Below are 16,201 nucleotides of genomic sequence, written 5' to 3'. Positions count from 1 at the left end.
AGCTGCTTTCTCACACATTGGGTATTTTTGCCAACTTTAAACAAGGTAAAAAACAACGCGACTGGCTTCAACAAACGCTCGTTATTGGGTGTTAAAGTTGAGCATCGCGTATAATTATTAGGAATCTTTGCATGTTCTCAACATTTATTCAGGGGTTTTTTCTTAGTGCTGCAATGATCCTTCCACTTGGGCCACAAAATGTATTTGTTATGCAGCAAGGGAGCAGGAAGCAGTTCCATTTAATGAGTGCAACATTATGCTCCACCAGTGATTCTTTGCTCATCATCGCGGGGATATTTGGTGGCAGTGCTTTGCTGGGACAATCGGTACTTTTATTGCAAACTGTGACATGGGGAGGCGTCGCATTTTTACTCTGGTATGGATGGGGTGCTTTTCGAGCAGCATTATCGGCAGAAGTCGAACGCTCCCGTACTGAAAAAATTGTCCAAAGTCGTTGGCGGGTTATAGTAACGTTATTCGCTGTGACATGGCTGAATCCTCATGTTTATTTGGATACCATTGTCGTCTTGGGAAGCATAGGAGGACAATTGTCAGCCGAGCTTCGGCCGTGGTTTACCACCGGAGCGGTAATGGCTTCGATCAGCTGGTTTTTTGCCTTGTCATTCTTGTCTGCGTGGTTTGCACCTGTGCTTAATCGGCCCAGAGCACAACGGATCATCAATATCTTCGTTGGCTGTGTGATGTGGTATATCGCCTGGAACTTAATTCAGCAAGGATATAGATTTTTTATTAATTATAATATTTCTCCATAGATTACTTCTCTATAGATAGTGTGCTAATGTTTCTGAAAGCACCTTATTCATGTAACTTTAGGAGGCCTTGTGAAACGTAAATCACTGGTATTGGCTGCAATGATGGCTTTAGGAAGCCTGTCTTTCATGGCAGCTTCCGCCGCTGACTCACTCTCTATTCCACATATTTCCACCTCTGGTAACGCGATAGTTAAAGCGACGCCAGATATGGCTACTTTGGTAATCCATGTGAGTGAAACGCAAAAAAGTGCAGCAGAAGCAAAGAAAAAAGTCGATGAACGTGTTGCGAAATATTTTGATTTTCTGAAAAACAATGGCATCGAAAAGAAAGATATTGATGCGGCTAACTTGCGTACCCAACCAGAATATCAATACTCCCAAAATAGTGGAAAATCGAGTATTACAGGTTATCGGGCGTCGCGTTCAGTTGAAGTGAAAGTTCACAAGCTGGAACAACTGAATGTCTTATTGGATGGTGCCCTGAAAGCAGGACTGAATGAAATTAACTCGGTTCAGTTTGGTGTCAGCAATCCGCAACGTTATCGTGATGAAGCCAGACAAAAAGCCATCGAGAATGCTATTCAACAGGCAACTACATTGGCAAAAGGGTTCAACAGTAAGTTAGGCTCTGTATATAGCATTAGTTACCGTGCGCCTGAAGCAGTGCCTATTCCAATGAACCGTCTGAAATATCAGACAGATCTGTTGGCAGCACCCGCTTCTGACTCTGCCAGCGAAACTTACGAACCACAGAGTATTGAGTTTTTAGATCACGTCGATGCTGTTTTTGAATTACAGCGTTAATGAGTTTCATCTTCCTGACGTAACATCTGGCGTCCTCGTTTTAGCAGGGCGTCAGTAACTTTTCTCATCGTTCCACTTTCAGGCGCAAAACGATGCCAATAAAGCATACGGCGTTGGCATAGACCTGGTGTTAGATCGATTAATTCACCGGCTTTTAGCTCCTTGTTGATTTGCAAATGTGGGATCATGCAACAAGTCGAGCCTTGTTTTGCCAGTTGAACAAATGCTTCGGAAGAATTCACGATATGGCAGGGCACACTTCCCGGTGATAAATCGAAGTTCTGTTGTAAAAATGCTTGATGCATATCATCTAAATGGTCGAATGCAACCGCAGGGGCTTTCAGTAATGCCGAACGCGTGACGCCATTCGGGAAAAAACGGTTTGCAAACTCTGGAGAGGCGACAAACAGGTAATCCAGGGCACCTAATTTATCAACTAAACAACTTGGCAGAGGTTGGGATTGAATACTAATCGCCCCGACAACTTCACCACGCCGTAATCGCTCTTGAGTTCGGGTTTCATCTTCCACCTGAATATTTAGCCGAATAGGTAAATCGGATAAAACAGGATGGAGAGCCGGTAAAAGCCACGTCGCCAGGCTGTCCGCATTAACAGCAAGGGAAAGCAGTAACGGGATCTCATTGCTATTTTCATCACCAAGCCATTGCGCTTCCAGCAGTTCCACTTGATGTAATAGCGCAAGCAGCTTTTGCCCTTGCTCTGTAGGGTGGGGAGGAACAGTGCGTACCAATAGTGGCTGACCAAACAGATTTTCTAATTGCTTGATTCTCTGAGATACCGCTGATTGAGTAATACAAAGTTTTTGCGCTGCCCGCTCGAAACCACGTTCTTTGATCACTGCATCTAATGCTTGCAATGACCGGTAATCAGGACGTTTCATTGAAAATAAGATTCTCCGTGTTTGCACTTTTTGTGTTACAGCTTAATAAAAACCATTATGTGGCCTAATCAGCACTATGCCATATTTTTTTATGAGGTGAGCCAATATTGTTTATACTAGCCGTCAGATTTTTCCTTGTAACTGATTATAGGTTGTGATCAATATGACTCAGGACGAACTGAAAAAAGCAGTAGGTTGGGCAGCATTGGAATATGTTAAACCAGGCACAATTGTTGGTGTTGGTACAGGTTCTACCGCAGCGCATTTTATTGATGCGTTAGGCACCATCAAAGATAAAATTGAAGGTGCCGTATCGAGTTCAGACGCATCGACTGAGAGACTGAAAGCTCTCGGTATCCCTGTGTTTGACTGCAATGACGTCGACACGTTGGATATTTATGTTGATGGTGCTGATGAAATTAATGGTCAAATGCAGATGATCAAAGGTGGCGGCGCAGCGTTAACCAGGGAAAAAATCATCGCGGCGGTTGCGAAGAAATTTATCTGTATTATTGATTCGTCTAAGCAAGTCGATGTATTAGGCAAATTTCCTCTGCCAGTTGAAATTATCCCAATGGCACGGGCTTATGTGGCTCGTGAGCTGGTGAAATTGGGCGGAACACCGGTTTATCGTGAAAACGTTGTGACAGACAATGGTAACCACATTCTGGATGTTCACAATCTTTCGATTGTCGATCCCACTGCGTTAGAAGATAAGATCAATGGGATAGCAGGCGTGGTAACGGTGGGGCTTTTTGCTAATCGAGGCGCTAATGTGGTACTGGTAGGTACTGCGGATGGCGTTAAGACGCTTACTGAATAATCATTTATTGAGGGCAGAATAACCTGCCCTAAAAATATTTTTATATTTATTCAAAATAGAAAATTTAGTGAGATATATCACTTTTTCGTCTAAAAAAACCTCAAAATCCCGATCATTCCCCGTAACGAATTATTTTACTTTGCATAACAACTTATTTACTGTTGCTTATTCTGTAATATAAGCAATCGATTGTATTGCCGTTACCGTTTTTTTTGTTATTTTGGTGGAGTCGATATGCATTATGAAAGTAAGTACAACTAGGGCGGGCAAATGGTTAAGGTATCTTTAGAAAAGGACAAAATTAAATTTCTGTTGCTGGAAGGTGTTCACCAAAGTGCAGTAGATAGCCTAAAAGCGGCAGGGTACAGCAATATTGAATATCACAAAGGGGCATTAGAACCTGAAGAATTGAAAGCAGCGATCCGTGATGCTCGATTTGTCGGCATTCGTTCCCGCACCCAATTGACCGAAGAGGTTTTCGCCGCTGCGGAAAAGCTGGTTGCAGTTGGGTGTTTTTGTATTGGTACTAACCAGGTTGACCTGAAAGCCGCAGCAAAACGTGGTATTCCAGTATTTAATGCGCCTTTTTCCAATACGCGTTCGGTCGCTGAAATGGTATTGGGTGAGTTGCTGCTGCTGTTACGTCGTATTCCTGAAGCGAATGCCAAAGCCCACAATGGGATATGGGATAAGCAGGCAAAAGGCTGCTACGAAGCGCGTGGGAAAAAATTAGGCATTATTGGTTACGGGCATATTGGTACACAGCTTGGCATTTTGGCTGAAAATATTGGCCTGAATGTCTATTTCTATGATATTGAAAATAAATTGCCCTTAGGTAATGCACAGCAAGTTCATCATTTGTCTGAATTGCTGAATATGAGTGATGTCGTGAGCCTGCATGTTCCTGAAACCGCCTCAACCAAAAATATGATTGGTGCAGCAGAACTGGAATTGATGAAACCAGGTTCGATTTTGATCAATGCATCACGCGGCACAGTGGTCGATATTGATGCACTCAGCAACGCGTTGGAAACAGGGCATCTTTCTGGTGCGGCGATTGATGTCTTTCCTCATGAACCCGCAACAAATAATGATCCTTTCATCTCTCCATTAAGCCAGTTTGATAACGTATTGTTGACACCACATATTGGGGGATCGACACAAGAAGCCCAGCAAAATATCGGTTATGAAGTTTCTGGTAAACTGGTCAAATATTCTGACAATGGTTCTACCTTATCAGCGGTTAATTTTCCTGAAGTCTCGCTCCCTGTTCATGCCAAGGATACTAACCGATTACTGCATATCCATGAAAACCGCCCCGGTATCTTGACCAGTATTAACCAAGTATTCACTGAGCAAGAAATCAATATTGATGCCCAATATCTGCGGACTGACAGTGGTATTGGTTATGTGGTGATTGATATTACGACGCAGAATTCAGCTCAGGCTGAATTGGTTTTGCAGAAACTGAAAGCCTTACCGGGCACGATCCGTTCTCGCTTGCTGTACTAAGGCTATAATGGCTGGTTAAAAGAAAGGCAAGACGCATAAAAATAAGGGGTTATTGAAAGCACAATAGCCCCTGTTACTCACTGAGTAGCTATCCATTGCCATACTTTGTCTGGCGTAATGATCTCTGGCAGAGGAATGTCCCAACTCTCGCTAGGTAGTTTCTCAACTAACTGAAAATTGTGGGCTAATCCAATCGGATAAAAATTCTGTTGTTGCCATTTAGCGAGGGTTCTGTCGTAGAAACCACCGCCCATCCCTAAGCGTTGCCCTGTGCAATCGAAAGCGACCAGAGGAATAAACATGACATCAAGTTCAGAGATGGGTAAAACCTGCCGGACATCCAACTGAGGCTCTTCGATATTAAAGCGGTTATGAATAAGAGGCGTATCAGCGCAATAACGGAGAAACAGCAGGTGATTCCGGTTGAAAGGATGCAATATTGGCAAATAGACCTGTTTGTTTTGCTGCCAAAGTTGTTGAATCAGCGGACGTGTATCTAATTCCCCGTCAAAGGAGAGATAGAGGGCAATTTTATCAGCTTGCCGGATCTTAGGGTGAATCATAGCCTGTTTAATGGCTTGCTGGGCAAATTGCGATTGTTGTTCAGGGGATAGATTTTGACGTAGCTGCCGAATTTTTTTTCTAATGGATTGACGCAGAGTAAGAGAAGAATCTGATTGCATGATACCTGCCTGTTAATTAACGCAGAAAAGGATACAAAACAGATAAAAAGCGGGGGTTCTCCAAGATGCCGTTACAGGTAGTAACCCTTGAACCCTTGGTTCAAGGTGAACGCAGCGTCGTTGCTATTAGGCTTCTTGGCTAGCCAAGCATGCTCACAAGAAACGTAGCACCACATTCTATAGAGATGAAATATCGGCTCAGGGGACTTCCCTGCTCACGAACACCTCAGAGAAATTTTTTGCTGCTTAAACCACCTAAATAGGCTTTAAGCAACGCTATGAAGCCTATTGTATGGAACTAAACGAAGAAAGCAACTGCTTATATTAATCTATAGTGACTACTGCCTGATTTATCAACAAGATTCAGCTGATGGATGGAATATCAGGTAACTTTACCTTGCTCTAACAGTGCCTTTTCAATGGATTGCTGGAGCATTTTTATTTTTTGTTCCATATTGTAAGCATAATCACGGGTTTTCATCTTCTCCTGTGCCAACTCGTGACAGACATTCAGTGCCACAATAAAAACCAGTTGCTCAGTGTTAGTGACTCTGGTGCGTTCTTTAAGGTTATGCAAACGCTCTTCAAGTTCCTCAGCAGCAGCTTGCAACGCTTCAACCTGCTCTGTTGGACAATTGACACGTAATGACCGCCCAAAAATCTGAATATCTACTGGTTGTGCAGACATGACACCTTCCTGATTTATTATTGTGCCGATACCTTGATGTTGATATACGCATCTTGAAGTTAGATTGGTATATATATCCCTTATCTCTCAAATTGCGGCTTTGTTGCCAGAGCTGTAATTTGAAATCGATGGGGTATAAAGTAAATTATGGTATAAAACAAGGCCGACACCAATCATTACCGTACAATACCAAAAGCCCCTCTTTTCCCCTTCCTCTTCAAATTGCTGCTTTTGGGCAATGTTCACTTATCCCAGTCAATTAGTTATAGATATAAAGTACCTATGGTTTGGGGATTTGTGCCCTTGCTATCACGCGGCATCTCGAAATCGGTTGGGGATATATCGGTGTGTGCTGTCTGGTATAGCGACTCCCCTTGATGGTAGCATAGCATGAACTTATATCGCCAACGATGATCAATATACATGTCTATACAAAACTCATTACCTAATTATCAATCATTTGATGAAATTTTGCATCAACAGTCCATCGCCCTGACAGCAGCAGAAATGCATGGCTTAATCAGTGGGTTACTATGTGGTGGAAATCATGGCGGTAATCACGATAGTAGCTGGCAGACACTGGTGCATGATCTTGCGAATGATGGCCTGGCATTTTCTCAGGTTTTGGCTCTGCCGCTTAGGGAATTGTACGAAACGACGTTTGAATTGCTGGATGACAGTAGTTTCTCGTTCAATCTGTTGCTGCCTGATGAAGAGGCGGGGGTTTTTGCATGTGCAGAAGCATTGGCGGGATGGGTTAACCACTTTCTGCTCGGCTTAGGTGTAGCCAATCCCAAATTAACAGAAAATCCAGAAATTCAGGAAGTTATCACCGATTTACGTAACATTGGCATGTTGGGCTATGATGAAGACGAAGATCAGGAAGAACTCTCTCAAGCCCTTGAAGAAGTTCTGGAATATGTACGTGTTGCGGTTCAGCTCTGTTATATCGCGTTTGCGACACCTAAAACCGCGGACAGTGCAAAAAATGAAAAACCAACATTGCACTGATTGGCGGTATTCACCCTATAAATTTCAAGCTTTGAAAGATGAGGGGTATCCCAACTAATAATATGGAATTTTGCAGGAGAGGGTATGACTAAACAAGAATATTTATCCCGTCGACAGGCATTATTGTCAAAAATGGCACCGGCCAGTGCGGCCATTATATTTTCGGCATTGCCTGCGACACGTAATTCAGATAGTGAATATCCCTACCGTCAGCACAGTGATTTTCTGTATCTGACCGGTTTCAGTGAACCGGAAGCGGTTCTAATACTGATTAAAAGCGATGAAACTCACAATCACAGTGTGTTGTTTAATCGTGTTCGCGATTTGACTGCGGAAATTTGGTTTGGTCGTCGTCTTGGACAAGAAGCTGCATTGGAAAAATTGGGGGTGGATCGCGCCTTACCATTTGATGATCTCGATGAACAACTCTATTTATTATTGAATGGCTTGGAAGTGGTCTATCACGCCCAGGGCGAATTTGAGTACGCTGATAACATCGTCTTTAGTGCGTTGGATAAATTACGTAAAAACAGCCGCCGTAACTTCAAGGCACCCATGATCATGGCAGATTGGCGCCCGTGGCTGCATGAAATGCGTCTGTTTAAGTCAGACGCTGAATTAGAAATCATGCGCAAAGCGGGGGAAATCAGTGCTCAGGCGCATATCAGGGCAATGCAGGCTTGCCGTCCTGGTATGTTTGAATACCAGCTGGAAGCCGAAATTCACCACGAATTCACCCGTCAGGGCGCGCGTTATCCTGCTTATAACACGATAGTTGGCGCGGGAGATAACGCTTGTATTCTGCATTACACTGAAAATGAACGTCGCATGAAAGATGGCGATTTAGTGTTAATCGATGCGGGGTGTGAGTATGAGGGATATGCCGGCGACATTACACGGACATTTCCAGTAAATGGCAAATTTACGCGCCCTCAACGTGAAATCTATAACATTGTGCTGGAAGCCATTAACCTTTCCTTGGAACTATACAGACCTGGTGTCACTATCAGCGAGGTCACGGGACAGGTTGTACGTGTTATGGTGAAGGGATTGGTAAGATTAGGCATTATGCATGGTGAAGTCGAACAATTGATCGAAACCAATGCTTACCGTCAATTTTTCATGCATGGTTTGAGTCATTGGTTGGGGCTGGATGTGCACGATGTCGGCGATTATGGTGTTGATCGCGATCGTATCTTGCAACCTGGCATGGTGCTGACTGTAGAGCCGGGGCTTTACATTGCACCCGATGCGGATGTCCCGCCGGAATACCGTGGTATCGGTATTCGTATTGAAGATGACATTGTGATAACGGAAACAGGAAATGAAAACCTGACTGAATCTGTCGTGAAAGATCCCGATGAGATAGAAGCTCTGATGGCACAGTAAGGTTAAAGTAATCAGGAAGTGATAATGAACGTGATTATTGTGGGCGGAGGAATGACGGGAGCGACATTGGCTCTGACTATTGCCTCGCTGAGTCGGGGGCAATTACAAGTCTCCTTGATTGAAGCAGCAGAACCAACCAGGGAGCATCCTGGTTTTGATGCAAGGGCTATAGCCTTGGCTTATGGTACATGTCAGCGCTTGCAACAGGTCGGTATTTGGCCTGCACTGCAACATTGTGTTACCCCAATAACTCACGTTCATGTTAGCGACCGTGGTAATAGCGGTTTCACCAACATTCGCGCCAGCGACTATGATATCTCGGCATTAGGCAATGTGATTGAATTGCATGATGCTGGAATTCATCTTTTTGAGTTATTAAAACAATCTCCAAATATTAAACTTTACTGTCCGGCTAAAGTGAATTCCATTGAGCGTTTAGAAAATTCTGTAGTGGTTTCGCTGAATAATGGCGAAAAGCTGACAGGAGAATTACTGGTCGCTGCGGATGGTAGTCACTCGGCAATAGCCCAGGCGTGTAATATACCGTTCAAACGGCGATCTTATGAGCAGACAGCCATTATTGCTAATGTCCTGACTTCTGAACATCCTCAAGGAATGGCATTCGAGCGTTTTACCCAATATGGCCCATTGGCGTTGTTACCTATGTCGGAAGGGCGTAGTTCACTGGTATGGTGTCACCCACTGGAAAAACAGTCAGACGTCAATAACTGGAGCCAGCATGAATTTCTCCAACAGCTGCAAAAAGCATTTGGCTGGCGTTTGGGGAAAATGCTGGAAACCGGTCAACGACATAGTTATCCCTTAGCATTATCAACAGCCAGCAGGCAAATTAGCCACCGTCTGGCGCTGGTAGGTAATGCATCCCAAACTTTGCATCCGATCGCCGGACAGGGCTTTAACTTAGGGATGCGTGATGTGATGGCTTTGGCACAAGTCATTTCAATAGCGGCCACTTCTGGACAGGATATTGGCTCCTACCAGGTACTGGCACAGTATCAGCAACAGCGTCAGGCAGATCGTGAAACGACCATTGGACTCACGGACGGGCTGGTCAGGTTATTCGCTAATGACTACTTACCGTTAAAAATAGGGCGTAATCTTGGCTTGAAGACAATGGAAAGATTATCCCCAATGCGGGATCTCTTTGCCCGCCAGACATTAGGTTGGGTTGCACAGTCACCATTGGCAGATTAAGAGGAAAGAAAAAATGCAATCATTTGATGTGGTGATCGCAGGGGGCGGAATGGTTGGCCTTGCGCTGGCTTGTGGTTTACAAGGTAGTGGCTTGCGCATCGCGATTGTAGAAGAGCACCCACCGACAAAGCCATTTGGTGTCAATGATGAATATGCGTTACGTGTTTCAGCCATCAATGCAGCCAGTGAACGATTACTCACCCACCTTGGTGTCTGGCAAGATATTCTTGCAATGCGAGCCAGTCCATATCAGGGAATGGAAGTTTGGGATCGGGACAGTTTCGGGCGTATTGAGTTTAATGCGGCGGAAAATGGCTTGACCCATCTGGGGCATATCATCGAAAACCATGTGATCCGGCAAGTGCTCTGGCAACGTGCGGAAAATTTGCCAGATGTAATGATCTTCACCCCATCTTCCCTTAAAAATGTTGCCTGGGGAGAAAACGAAGCCTTTATCACGTTATCTGATGGAAGAATGCTGACTTCACGCCTGGTCATTGGTGCAGACGGTGCCCACTCTTGGTTGCGTCAACATGCGGATATTCCGCTGACTTTCTGGGATTATGAACACCATGCTTTGGTCGCGACAATTCGGACTGAGCAGCCTCATGAAGGTGTTGCACGTCAGGTTTTCCACGGTGATGGAATACTGGCTTTCCTGCCACTGCCAGATCCTCACTTATGTTCGATTGTATGGTCACAGCCGGCTGAATCTGCGCAACAGCGCAAATCTATGGGATCGACACTGTTTAATCGGCAATTAAGCGCGACATTTGATATGCGTCTTGGTCAATGTGAACTGGTCAGTGATCGACAAACTATCCCATTAACGGGGCGTTATGCCCGCAATTTTGCTGCTCATCGATTGGCGCTATTAGGCGATGCGGCACACACTATCCACCCACTGGCTGGTCAGGGTGTTAATCTTGGATTTATGGATGTAGCAGAACTGATAGGTGAATTGAGCCGCTTAAACCAGCAAGGAAAAGACATCGGTCAATATCTCTATTTGGGACGTTATGAACGTCGCCGCAAACACAGTGCTGCGGTCATGCTTGCAGGTATGCAGGGTTTTCGTCAGTTATTTGATGGCAATAACCCCGCTAAAAAATTATTGCGTGGAATCGGATTAACACTGGCTGATCACTTACCGGGAATGAAGCCACAATTGCTTCGTCATGCCATGGGGCTTAATGACCTTCCTGATTGGTTGATCGCCCAAACCGCTTCGGTTGAAAAAATCTAATTCAGCCCATGAATTAGAATTAGTTTTTCTCATATCAGGCTAAAGTGTGTTAAGTCGATTTACTTCACACTTTAGCCTTTTTTCAATCTAAAAAGATTGTTTTTTGGCTATTTGTTAAAAATTTTGAGTATTTTTGTGCAATAAATCAGACAAAAATTCTGCATGGCAATCCGTGCCTTCTCGGATTGCTGCGGCAATGCAGCTAATTTATTTTATGGTTCATTTCCTATTTCAGTGATAACTTCTGATCCCAAGGTATCGTTTGCGTGATTAACCGCTTCTTTGCTTCATGATCCAACACCTGCCGGTTAATGCGCCGTATGTTTTTTCAGGTCACGAATGTTTTCATGTCAAGAATGTAAAGAGGGAAATAATGTCAAAACACACCCCACTATATGATCAACATCTGGCATGCGGAGCACGCATGGTAGATTTTCATGGCTGGATGATGCCCCTGCACTATGGTTCACAAATTGACGAACATCATACAGTGCGTGCTGATGCTGGTATGTTCGACGTTTCCCACATGACAATTGTGGATCTACACGGTCCAGATTGCCGTGATTTTCTCCGCTATCTTCTGGCCAATGACATTGCCAAACTTACCGAACAGGGCAAGGCGCTATATACCGCAATGCTAAATGCATCTGGCGGCGTCATTGATGATCTCATTGTCTATTTTTTCACTGATAATGCTTATCGCATGGTTGTGAATTCGGCGACCCGCGAGAAAGACCTGGCATGGATTTACCAACATGCTGAGAAATATGACGTTGAAGTTACCGTACGTGATGATTTGGCTCTGATTGCTGTCCAGGGGCCAAACGCGCAAGCCAAAGTGCAATCATTGCTAAGTGATGCGCAGAAGCAAGCGGTAACAGGTATGAAACCTTTCTTTGGCGTCCAGTCGGGAAATCTATTTATTGCAACGACGGGTTATACCGGTGAAGCAGGTTATGAAATTGCACTGCCCAAAGAACAAGCGGCAGATTTTTGGCAACAGTTGTTAGCAGTAGGCGTGAAACCGACTGGATTGGGGGCGCGTGACACATTGCGTCTTGAAGCGGGCATGAACCTTTATGGTCAAGAAATGGATGAAACTGTTTCACCTCTGGCCGCCAACATGGGATGGACAATTGCCTGGAAACCGGAAGATCGCCACTTCATTGGTCGTGAAGCATTGGAAAGACAACGCGAAACGGGTACTGATCAGTTGGTTGGACTGGTCATGCGTGAAAAGGGAGTATTGCGTGGTGGCTTAACGGTCAACTTCACTGATGATTCCGGTGAAATGCGTTCTGGTGTGATTACCAGTGGAACATTCTCCCCAACCTTAGGATTTAGTATAGCCCTTGCACGTGTACCGCAAGGTATTGGTGAACAGGCGGTTGTCCAGATCCGTAATCGAGAAATGCCCGTGCAGGTTGTTAAACCGGGCTTTGTGCGGATGGGAAAACCACTTGTAGAGTGATAAAAACAAGGAGAAGGCAACGATGAGTCATGTACCAGCAGAATTGAAATATACAGAATCACATGAGTGGGTTCGCTCGGAAGGCAATGGTGAATATACCGTAGGTATTACCGAACATGCCCAGAAGTTATTGGGCGATATGGTATTTGTTGATTTGCCGGAAATAGGCACAGAAGTCAATAGTGGTGATGATTGTGCTGTTGTAGAGTCAGTCAAAGCGGCTTCTGATATCTACGCACCGGTGAATGGTAAGATTATCGCGGTTAACCCTGACCTGGAAAATTCTCCCGAATTGGTGAACAGTGAACCCTATAACGAAGGTTGGTTGTTCCGCGTTAAAATAGCTGATGAGAGTGAACTCGCTAATTTGCTTGATGCCGAAAGTTATCGGTCACTCTTGGAAGAAGACGAGTAATTATTTTGAATCGCCCCATATCACATTGTGAATGGGGCGTTTTTTTTGTGCTGTTTTTTATAGCCAATAGATTTCAAGTGATAGACAACAAGACGGTAACTTGAAAGATAAAAGGCATAGCTAGTTTCAGGAAATTATCATCAATGACTCAGACATTAATCCAACTTGAACACCAAGGTGAATTCATTCGTCGCCACATTGGTTCTTCAGCTGAACAGCAAGCAGAGATGCTGGCGATAATAGGTGCAAATTCTCTTGATGATCTGACCGATAAAATCGTTCCCCGTGATATCGCATTATCAGAGCCACCTGCGCTTGGTGAGGGAGTGACTGAACAACAGGCTTTGGCTGAATTGAAAGCGATAGCGAATCAGAATCAGCGCTATCAATCGTATATTGGTATGGGTTATTCACCCGCCATTCTTCCTCCCGTGATTTTGCGTAATTTGCTGGAAAATCCGGGCTGGTATACCGCATATACCCCTTATCAACCGGAAGTTTCTCAAGGCCGCTTAGAAGCCTTGTTGAACTTTCAGCAAGTCACCATTGACCTGACAGGTTTAGATCTTGCTTCAGCTTCACTACTGGATGAAGCAACAGCTGCCGCAGAAGCGATGGCAATGGCAAAGCGGATCAGCAAGCTGAAAAGCGCTGAACGTTTCTTTGTGGCAGATGATATTCACCCACAAACGTTGGATGTAGTGCGTACCCGTGCTGAAACATTTGGATTTGAAGTCATTGTTGATAAAGCAGAAAAAGCACTGGAACTGGAAGGGATCTTTGGTGTCCTGCTGCAACAAACGGGAACGACGGGTGAAGTCCATGATTACAGTGATCTGATTGCAAAACTGAAAGAGCGTAAAATCATTGTCAGCGTTGCCGCGGATTTCATGGCATTGGTCATATTGACCGCGCCGGGTAAACAAGGTGCTGATATTGTATTTGGTTCTGCGCAGCGTTTTGGTGTACCGATGGGATATGGCGGCCCTCATGCCGCCTTCTTTGCGTGCAGAGATGAATTCAAACGCTCTATGCCGGGCCGTATTATCGGTGTTTCCCGTGATGCTGCGGGTAACAGAGCATTGCGTATGGCGATGCAAACCCGCGAACAGCATATTCGCCGTGAAAAAGCGAATTCCAATATTTGTACCTCGCAAGTTTTACTGGCCAATATTGCGGGAATGTACGCTGTTTATCACGGTTCTGAAGGTTTGAAGCGCATTGCCAATCGTATTCACCGATTGACAGATATTCTGGCTGTTGGTTTGCAAAAGGCGGGTATCACACTACGTCATAAGACATGGTTTGATACATTAGCGATTGAGGTATCAGATAAGGCTCAGGTACTGGCAAGAGCGGCTAAAGCACAGATTAACTTACGTACTGATATTCTTGGTGCTGTCGGTGTATCCTTGAGTGAAAAAACCAGCCGTGATGATCTATTAACCCTGTATCAAGTGATAACAGGTTCTGATTCAGTTCTGGATATTGATGCTCTTGATCGTGAAGTTGCGACAGGCAGCCAATCTATTCCAGCCGCCATGTTGCGTAATGACGAAATTTTAACACATGATAATTTCCGTCGTTACCACAGTGAAACCGACATGATGCGTTATATGCACAGTCTGGAGCGTAAAGATCTGGCGCTGAATCAAGCCATGATCCCGTTGGGTTCATGTACCATGAAGCTGAATGCAGCAGCGGAGATTATGCCGATTACCTGGCCTGAATTTACCGATATGCATCCTTTCTGCCCGCCAGAACAAGCTCAGGGTTATCACCAGATGGTAAGCCAGCTTTCTCATTGGCTGGTATTGCTGACCGGATATGACGCATTCTGTATGCAGCCTAATTCTGGCGCACAGGGAGAATATGCGGGCCTGCTGGCAATTCGTCGCTATTACGCCAGCCGTGGAGAACAACATCGCCATATTTGCTTAATCCCAAGCTCTGCGCATGGTACAAACCCGGCATCTGCTCATATGGCGGGTATGACGGTGATTGTTGTGAACTGTGATAAAGAAGGCAACATCGATCTGGTTGATTTGCGTGAGAAAGCAGAAAAACACAGTAACAATCTTGCTTGTATCATGGTGACTTACCCATCAACTCATGGTGTTTATGAAGAAACCATTCGTGAGATTTGTGAAATTATTCACCAAAACGGTGGTCAGGTTTACCTTGATGGCGCGAACATGAACGCGCAAGTGGGTATTACTACACCGGGCTTTATTGGCGCAGATGTTTCGCATCTGAACCTGCATAAAACCTTCTGTATCCCACACGGCGGTGGTGGCCCAGGCATGGGGCCGATTGGCGTGAAAAAACATCTTGCGCCATTTGTGCCGGGCCATTCCGTAGTGGAAATGGATGAAGTTACGACATTAGGTGCGGTATCCGCAGCGCCATTTGGCAGTGCATCTATCCTGCCGATTAGCTGGATGTATATTCGCATGATGGGAGCACAAGGGCTGAAACAAGCCAGCCAGGTTGCGATCTTGAATGCCAACTACATTGCAAGCCGCCTGAAAGGGGCTTATGAGATCCTCTATACCGGACGTAATGGCTATGTTGCTCACGAATGTATTCTGGACATTCGTCCACTAAAAGAAGAATTCGGCATTAGCGAGATGGATATCGCCAAGCGTTTGATTGACTACGGTTTCCATGCACCAACCATGTCATTCCCGGTTGCGGGAACTCTGATGGTTGAACCAACGGAATCAGAGAGTAAAGTTGAAATTGATCGCTTTATTGACGCAATGCTGGCAATTCGGCAAGAGATCAGCAAAGTGGCAAGTGGAGAATGGCCTTTGGAAGACAACCCATTGGTTAATGCGCCTCACGTTCAGGCTGAACTGGTTTCTGATTGGGAGCATGCATATAGCCGTGAAGTTGCCGTTTTCCCAACGGCGGAAACGAAAGCCAATAAATATTGGCCGACAGTTAAACGTCTTGATGATGTTTACGGTGATCGTAATTTACATTGCTCTTGTGCGCCAATTGAAGATTATCGTTAGTTATAAATAAATTAACGAGACTCAACGAAAGCAGTGTCAGAAATATTTCTGGTACTGCTTTTCTATATACAATTAACTCAGCTCCTTCTGGAGCTGTTTTTATATTTAAATCTAAATGCCTTCATTTCCAGTGCTATCGTTTATTCTTCCATATGAAAGGTTAAAACCACCGACTTTAGTCGGTCAGCTTTAGCTGCAATACTGTGTTGTACTGGAGGTGCAACATGGATTACAGATACGGCAGTCACA

General features: G+C 44.8%; 14 protein-coding genes, 1 other RNA gene and 1 pseudogene. 12 read left to right on the top strand and 4 right to left on the bottom strand.

Annotation, left to right across the window (positions count from 1 at the left end):
* The 3 genes and pseudogenes from IQ211_RS20175 to IQ211_RS13690 all read left to right on the top strand — a co-directional run.
* Positions 1–95: pseudogene (locus IQ211_RS20175) on the top strand (IS982 family transposase); the annotation flags it as partial.
* Between the two features lie 36 nt (positions 96–131).
* Positions 132–773 carry an arginine exporter ArgO gene (argO, locus tag IQ211_RS13695; protein WP_189760619.1) on the top strand — a complete coding sequence of 214 codons (642 nt, stop codon included), beginning with the start codon at positions 132–134 and terminating at the stop codon, positions 771–773.
* Positions 774–842: 69 nt separating this feature from the next.
* Complete coding sequence (locus tag IQ211_RS13690) at positions 843–1,577, top strand: oxidative stress defense protein (protein ID WP_189760618.1); 735 nt, start codon at positions 843–845, stop codon at positions 1,575–1,577.
* Here IQ211_RS13690 and IQ211_RS13685 read toward each other — a convergent pair.
* A complete protein-coding gene (locus IQ211_RS13685) occupies positions 1,574–2,479 on the bottom strand; it encodes a LysR family transcriptional regulator ArgP (protein WP_189760617.1) in 906 nt (301 codons plus the stop codon). The genes IQ211_RS13690 and IQ211_RS13685 overlap by 4 nt on opposite strands.
* Before the next feature lie 163 nt (positions 2,480–2,642).
* Here IQ211_RS13685 and rpiA point away from each other — a divergent pair, with 163 nt between their 5' ends.
* Both rpiA and serA read left to right on the top strand, forming a co-directional pair.
* Positions 2,643–3,302 (top strand): ribose-5-phosphate isomerase RpiA, encoded by a 660-nt coding sequence (gene rpiA / locus IQ211_RS13680; protein ID WP_189760616.1) that lies wholly within the window; start codon positions 2,643–2,645, stop codon positions 3,300–3,302.
* Between the two features lie 270 nt (positions 3,303–3,572).
* Entirely contained in the window at positions 3,573–4,814 is a 1,242-nt protein-coding gene (serA, locus tag IQ211_RS13675) for a phosphoglycerate dehydrogenase (protein WP_189760615.1), read from the top strand.
* A gap of 77 nt (positions 4,815–4,891) precedes the next feature.
* Here the strand turns inward: serA and IQ211_RS13670 are convergent, their stop codons facing one another.
* The 3 genes from IQ211_RS13670 to zapA form a co-directional block, all read right to left on the bottom strand.
* Positions 4,892–5,497, bottom strand: a complete 606-nt coding sequence (locus tag IQ211_RS13670) for a 5-formyltetrahydrofolate cyclo-ligase (protein ID WP_189760614.1) — start codon at positions 5,495–5,497, stop codon at positions 4,892–4,894.
* 53 nt (positions 5,498–5,550) lie between these two features.
* Positions 5,551–5,733, bottom strand: a non-coding RNA gene (gene ssrS / locus IQ211_RS13665) — 6S RNA.
* Between the two features lie 146 nt (positions 5,734–5,879).
* On the bottom strand, positions 5,880–6,185 hold the full coding sequence (gene zapA, locus IQ211_RS13660; protein WP_189760613.1) for a cell division protein ZapA: 306 nt from the start codon (positions 6,183–6,185) through the stop codon (positions 5,880–5,882).
* A 423-nt stretch (positions 6,186–6,608) separates the two neighbouring features.
* Between zapA and IQ211_RS13655 the strand changes: the two genes are divergently transcribed.
* The 7 genes from IQ211_RS13655 to gcvP all read left to right on the top strand — a co-directional run bounded on the left by IQ211_RS13655 (position 6,609) and on the right by gcvP (position 15,952).
* Positions 6,609–7,196: a YecA/YgfB family protein gene (locus IQ211_RS13655; RefSeq protein ID WP_189760612.1), complete on the top strand. Its 588-nt coding sequence runs from the start codon at positions 6,609–6,611 to the stop codon at positions 7,194–7,196.
* A gap of 84 nt (positions 7,197–7,280) precedes the next feature.
* Complete coding sequence (gene pepP / locus IQ211_RS13650; protein WP_189760611.1) at positions 7,281–8,585, top strand: Xaa-Pro aminopeptidase; 1,305 nt, start codon at positions 7,281–7,283, stop codon at positions 8,583–8,585.
* 24 nt (positions 8,586–8,609) lie between these two features.
* Positions 8,610–9,800, top strand: coding sequence for a 2-octaprenyl-6-methoxyphenyl hydroxylase (gene ubiH / locus IQ211_RS13645; protein WP_189760610.1), 1,191 nt, complete (start codon positions 8,610–8,612; stop codon positions 9,798–9,800).
* A 13-nt stretch (positions 9,801–9,813) separates the two neighbouring features.
* On the top strand, positions 9,814–11,046 hold the full coding sequence (ubiI, locus tag IQ211_RS13640; RefSeq protein ID WP_189760609.1) for an FAD-dependent 2-octaprenylphenol hydroxylase: 1,233 nt from the start codon (positions 9,814–9,816) through the stop codon (positions 11,044–11,046).
* Positions 11,047–11,419: 373 nt separating this feature from the next.
* On the top strand, positions 11,420–12,517 hold the full coding sequence (gene gcvT, locus IQ211_RS13635) for a glycine cleavage system aminomethyltransferase GcvT (protein ID WP_189760608.1): 1,098 nt from the start codon (positions 11,420–11,422) through the stop codon (positions 12,515–12,517).
* 22 nt (positions 12,518–12,539) lie between these two features.
* A complete protein-coding gene (gene gcvH, locus IQ211_RS13630) occupies positions 12,540–12,932 on the top strand; it encodes a glycine cleavage system protein GcvH (RefSeq protein ID WP_189760607.1) in 393 nt (130 codons plus the stop codon).
* A 143-nt stretch (positions 12,933–13,075) separates the two neighbouring features.
* A complete protein-coding gene (gene gcvP / locus IQ211_RS13625) occupies positions 13,076–15,952 on the top strand; it encodes an aminomethyl-transferring glycine dehydrogenase (RefSeq protein ID WP_189760606.1) in 2,877 nt (958 codons plus the stop codon).
* Positions 15,953–16,201: the final 249 nt, after the last annotated feature.

It is taken from the genome of Xenorhabdus griffiniae (assembly GCF_015163655.1).
Lineage (GTDB): Bacteria > Pseudomonadota > Gammaproteobacteria > Enterobacterales > Enterobacteriaceae > Xenorhabdus > Xenorhabdus griffiniae.
The sequence above is the reverse complement of the archived record's forward strand: the minus strand, read 5'-3'. Positions and strand labels throughout refer to the sequence as shown.

Excerpts from the sequence above, each read along its gene's own strand:
- argO (WP_189760619.1), top strand. The coding sequence starts at position 132 with ATGTTCTCAACATTTATTCAGGGGTTTTTTCTTAGTGCTGCAATGATC.
- IQ211_RS13685 (WP_189760617.1), bottom strand. The coding sequence starts at position 2,479 with ATGAAACGTCCTGATTACCGGTCATTGCAAGCATTAGATGCAGTGATC.
- rpiA (WP_189760616.1), top strand. The coding sequence starts at position 2,643 with ATGACTCAGGACGAACTGAAAAAAGCAGTAGGTTGGGCAGCATTGGAA.
- serA (WP_189760615.1), top strand. The coding sequence starts at position 3,573 with ATGGTTAAGGTATCTTTAGAAAAGGACAAAATTAAATTTCTGTTGCTG.
- IQ211_RS13670 (WP_189760614.1), bottom strand. The coding sequence starts at position 5,497 with ATGCAATCAGATTCTTCTCTTACTCTGCGTCAATCCATTAGAAAAAAA.
- zapA (WP_189760613.1), bottom strand. The coding sequence starts at position 6,185 with ATGTCTGCACAACCAGTAGATATTCAGATTTTTGGGCGGTCATTACGT.
- IQ211_RS13655 (WP_189760612.1), top strand. The coding sequence starts at position 6,609 with ATGTCTATACAAAACTCATTACCTAATTATCAATCATTTGATGAAATT.
- pepP (WP_189760611.1), top strand. The coding sequence starts at position 7,281 with ATGACTAAACAAGAATATTTATCCCGTCGACAGGCATTATTGTCAAAA.
- ubiH (WP_189760610.1), top strand. The coding sequence starts at position 8,610 with ATGAACGTGATTATTGTGGGCGGAGGAATGACGGGAGCGACATTGGCT.
- ubiI (WP_189760609.1), top strand. The coding sequence starts at position 9,814 with ATGCAATCATTTGATGTGGTGATCGCAGGGGGCGGAATGGTTGGCCTT.
- gcvT (WP_189760608.1), top strand. The coding sequence starts at position 11,420 with ATGTCAAAACACACCCCACTATATGATCAACATCTGGCATGCGGAGCA.
- gcvH (WP_189760607.1), top strand. The coding sequence starts at position 12,540 with ATGAGTCATGTACCAGCAGAATTGAAATATACAGAATCACATGAGTGG.
- gcvP (WP_189760606.1), top strand. The coding sequence starts at position 13,076 with ATGACTCAGACATTAATCCAACTTGAACACCAAGGTGAATTCATTCGT.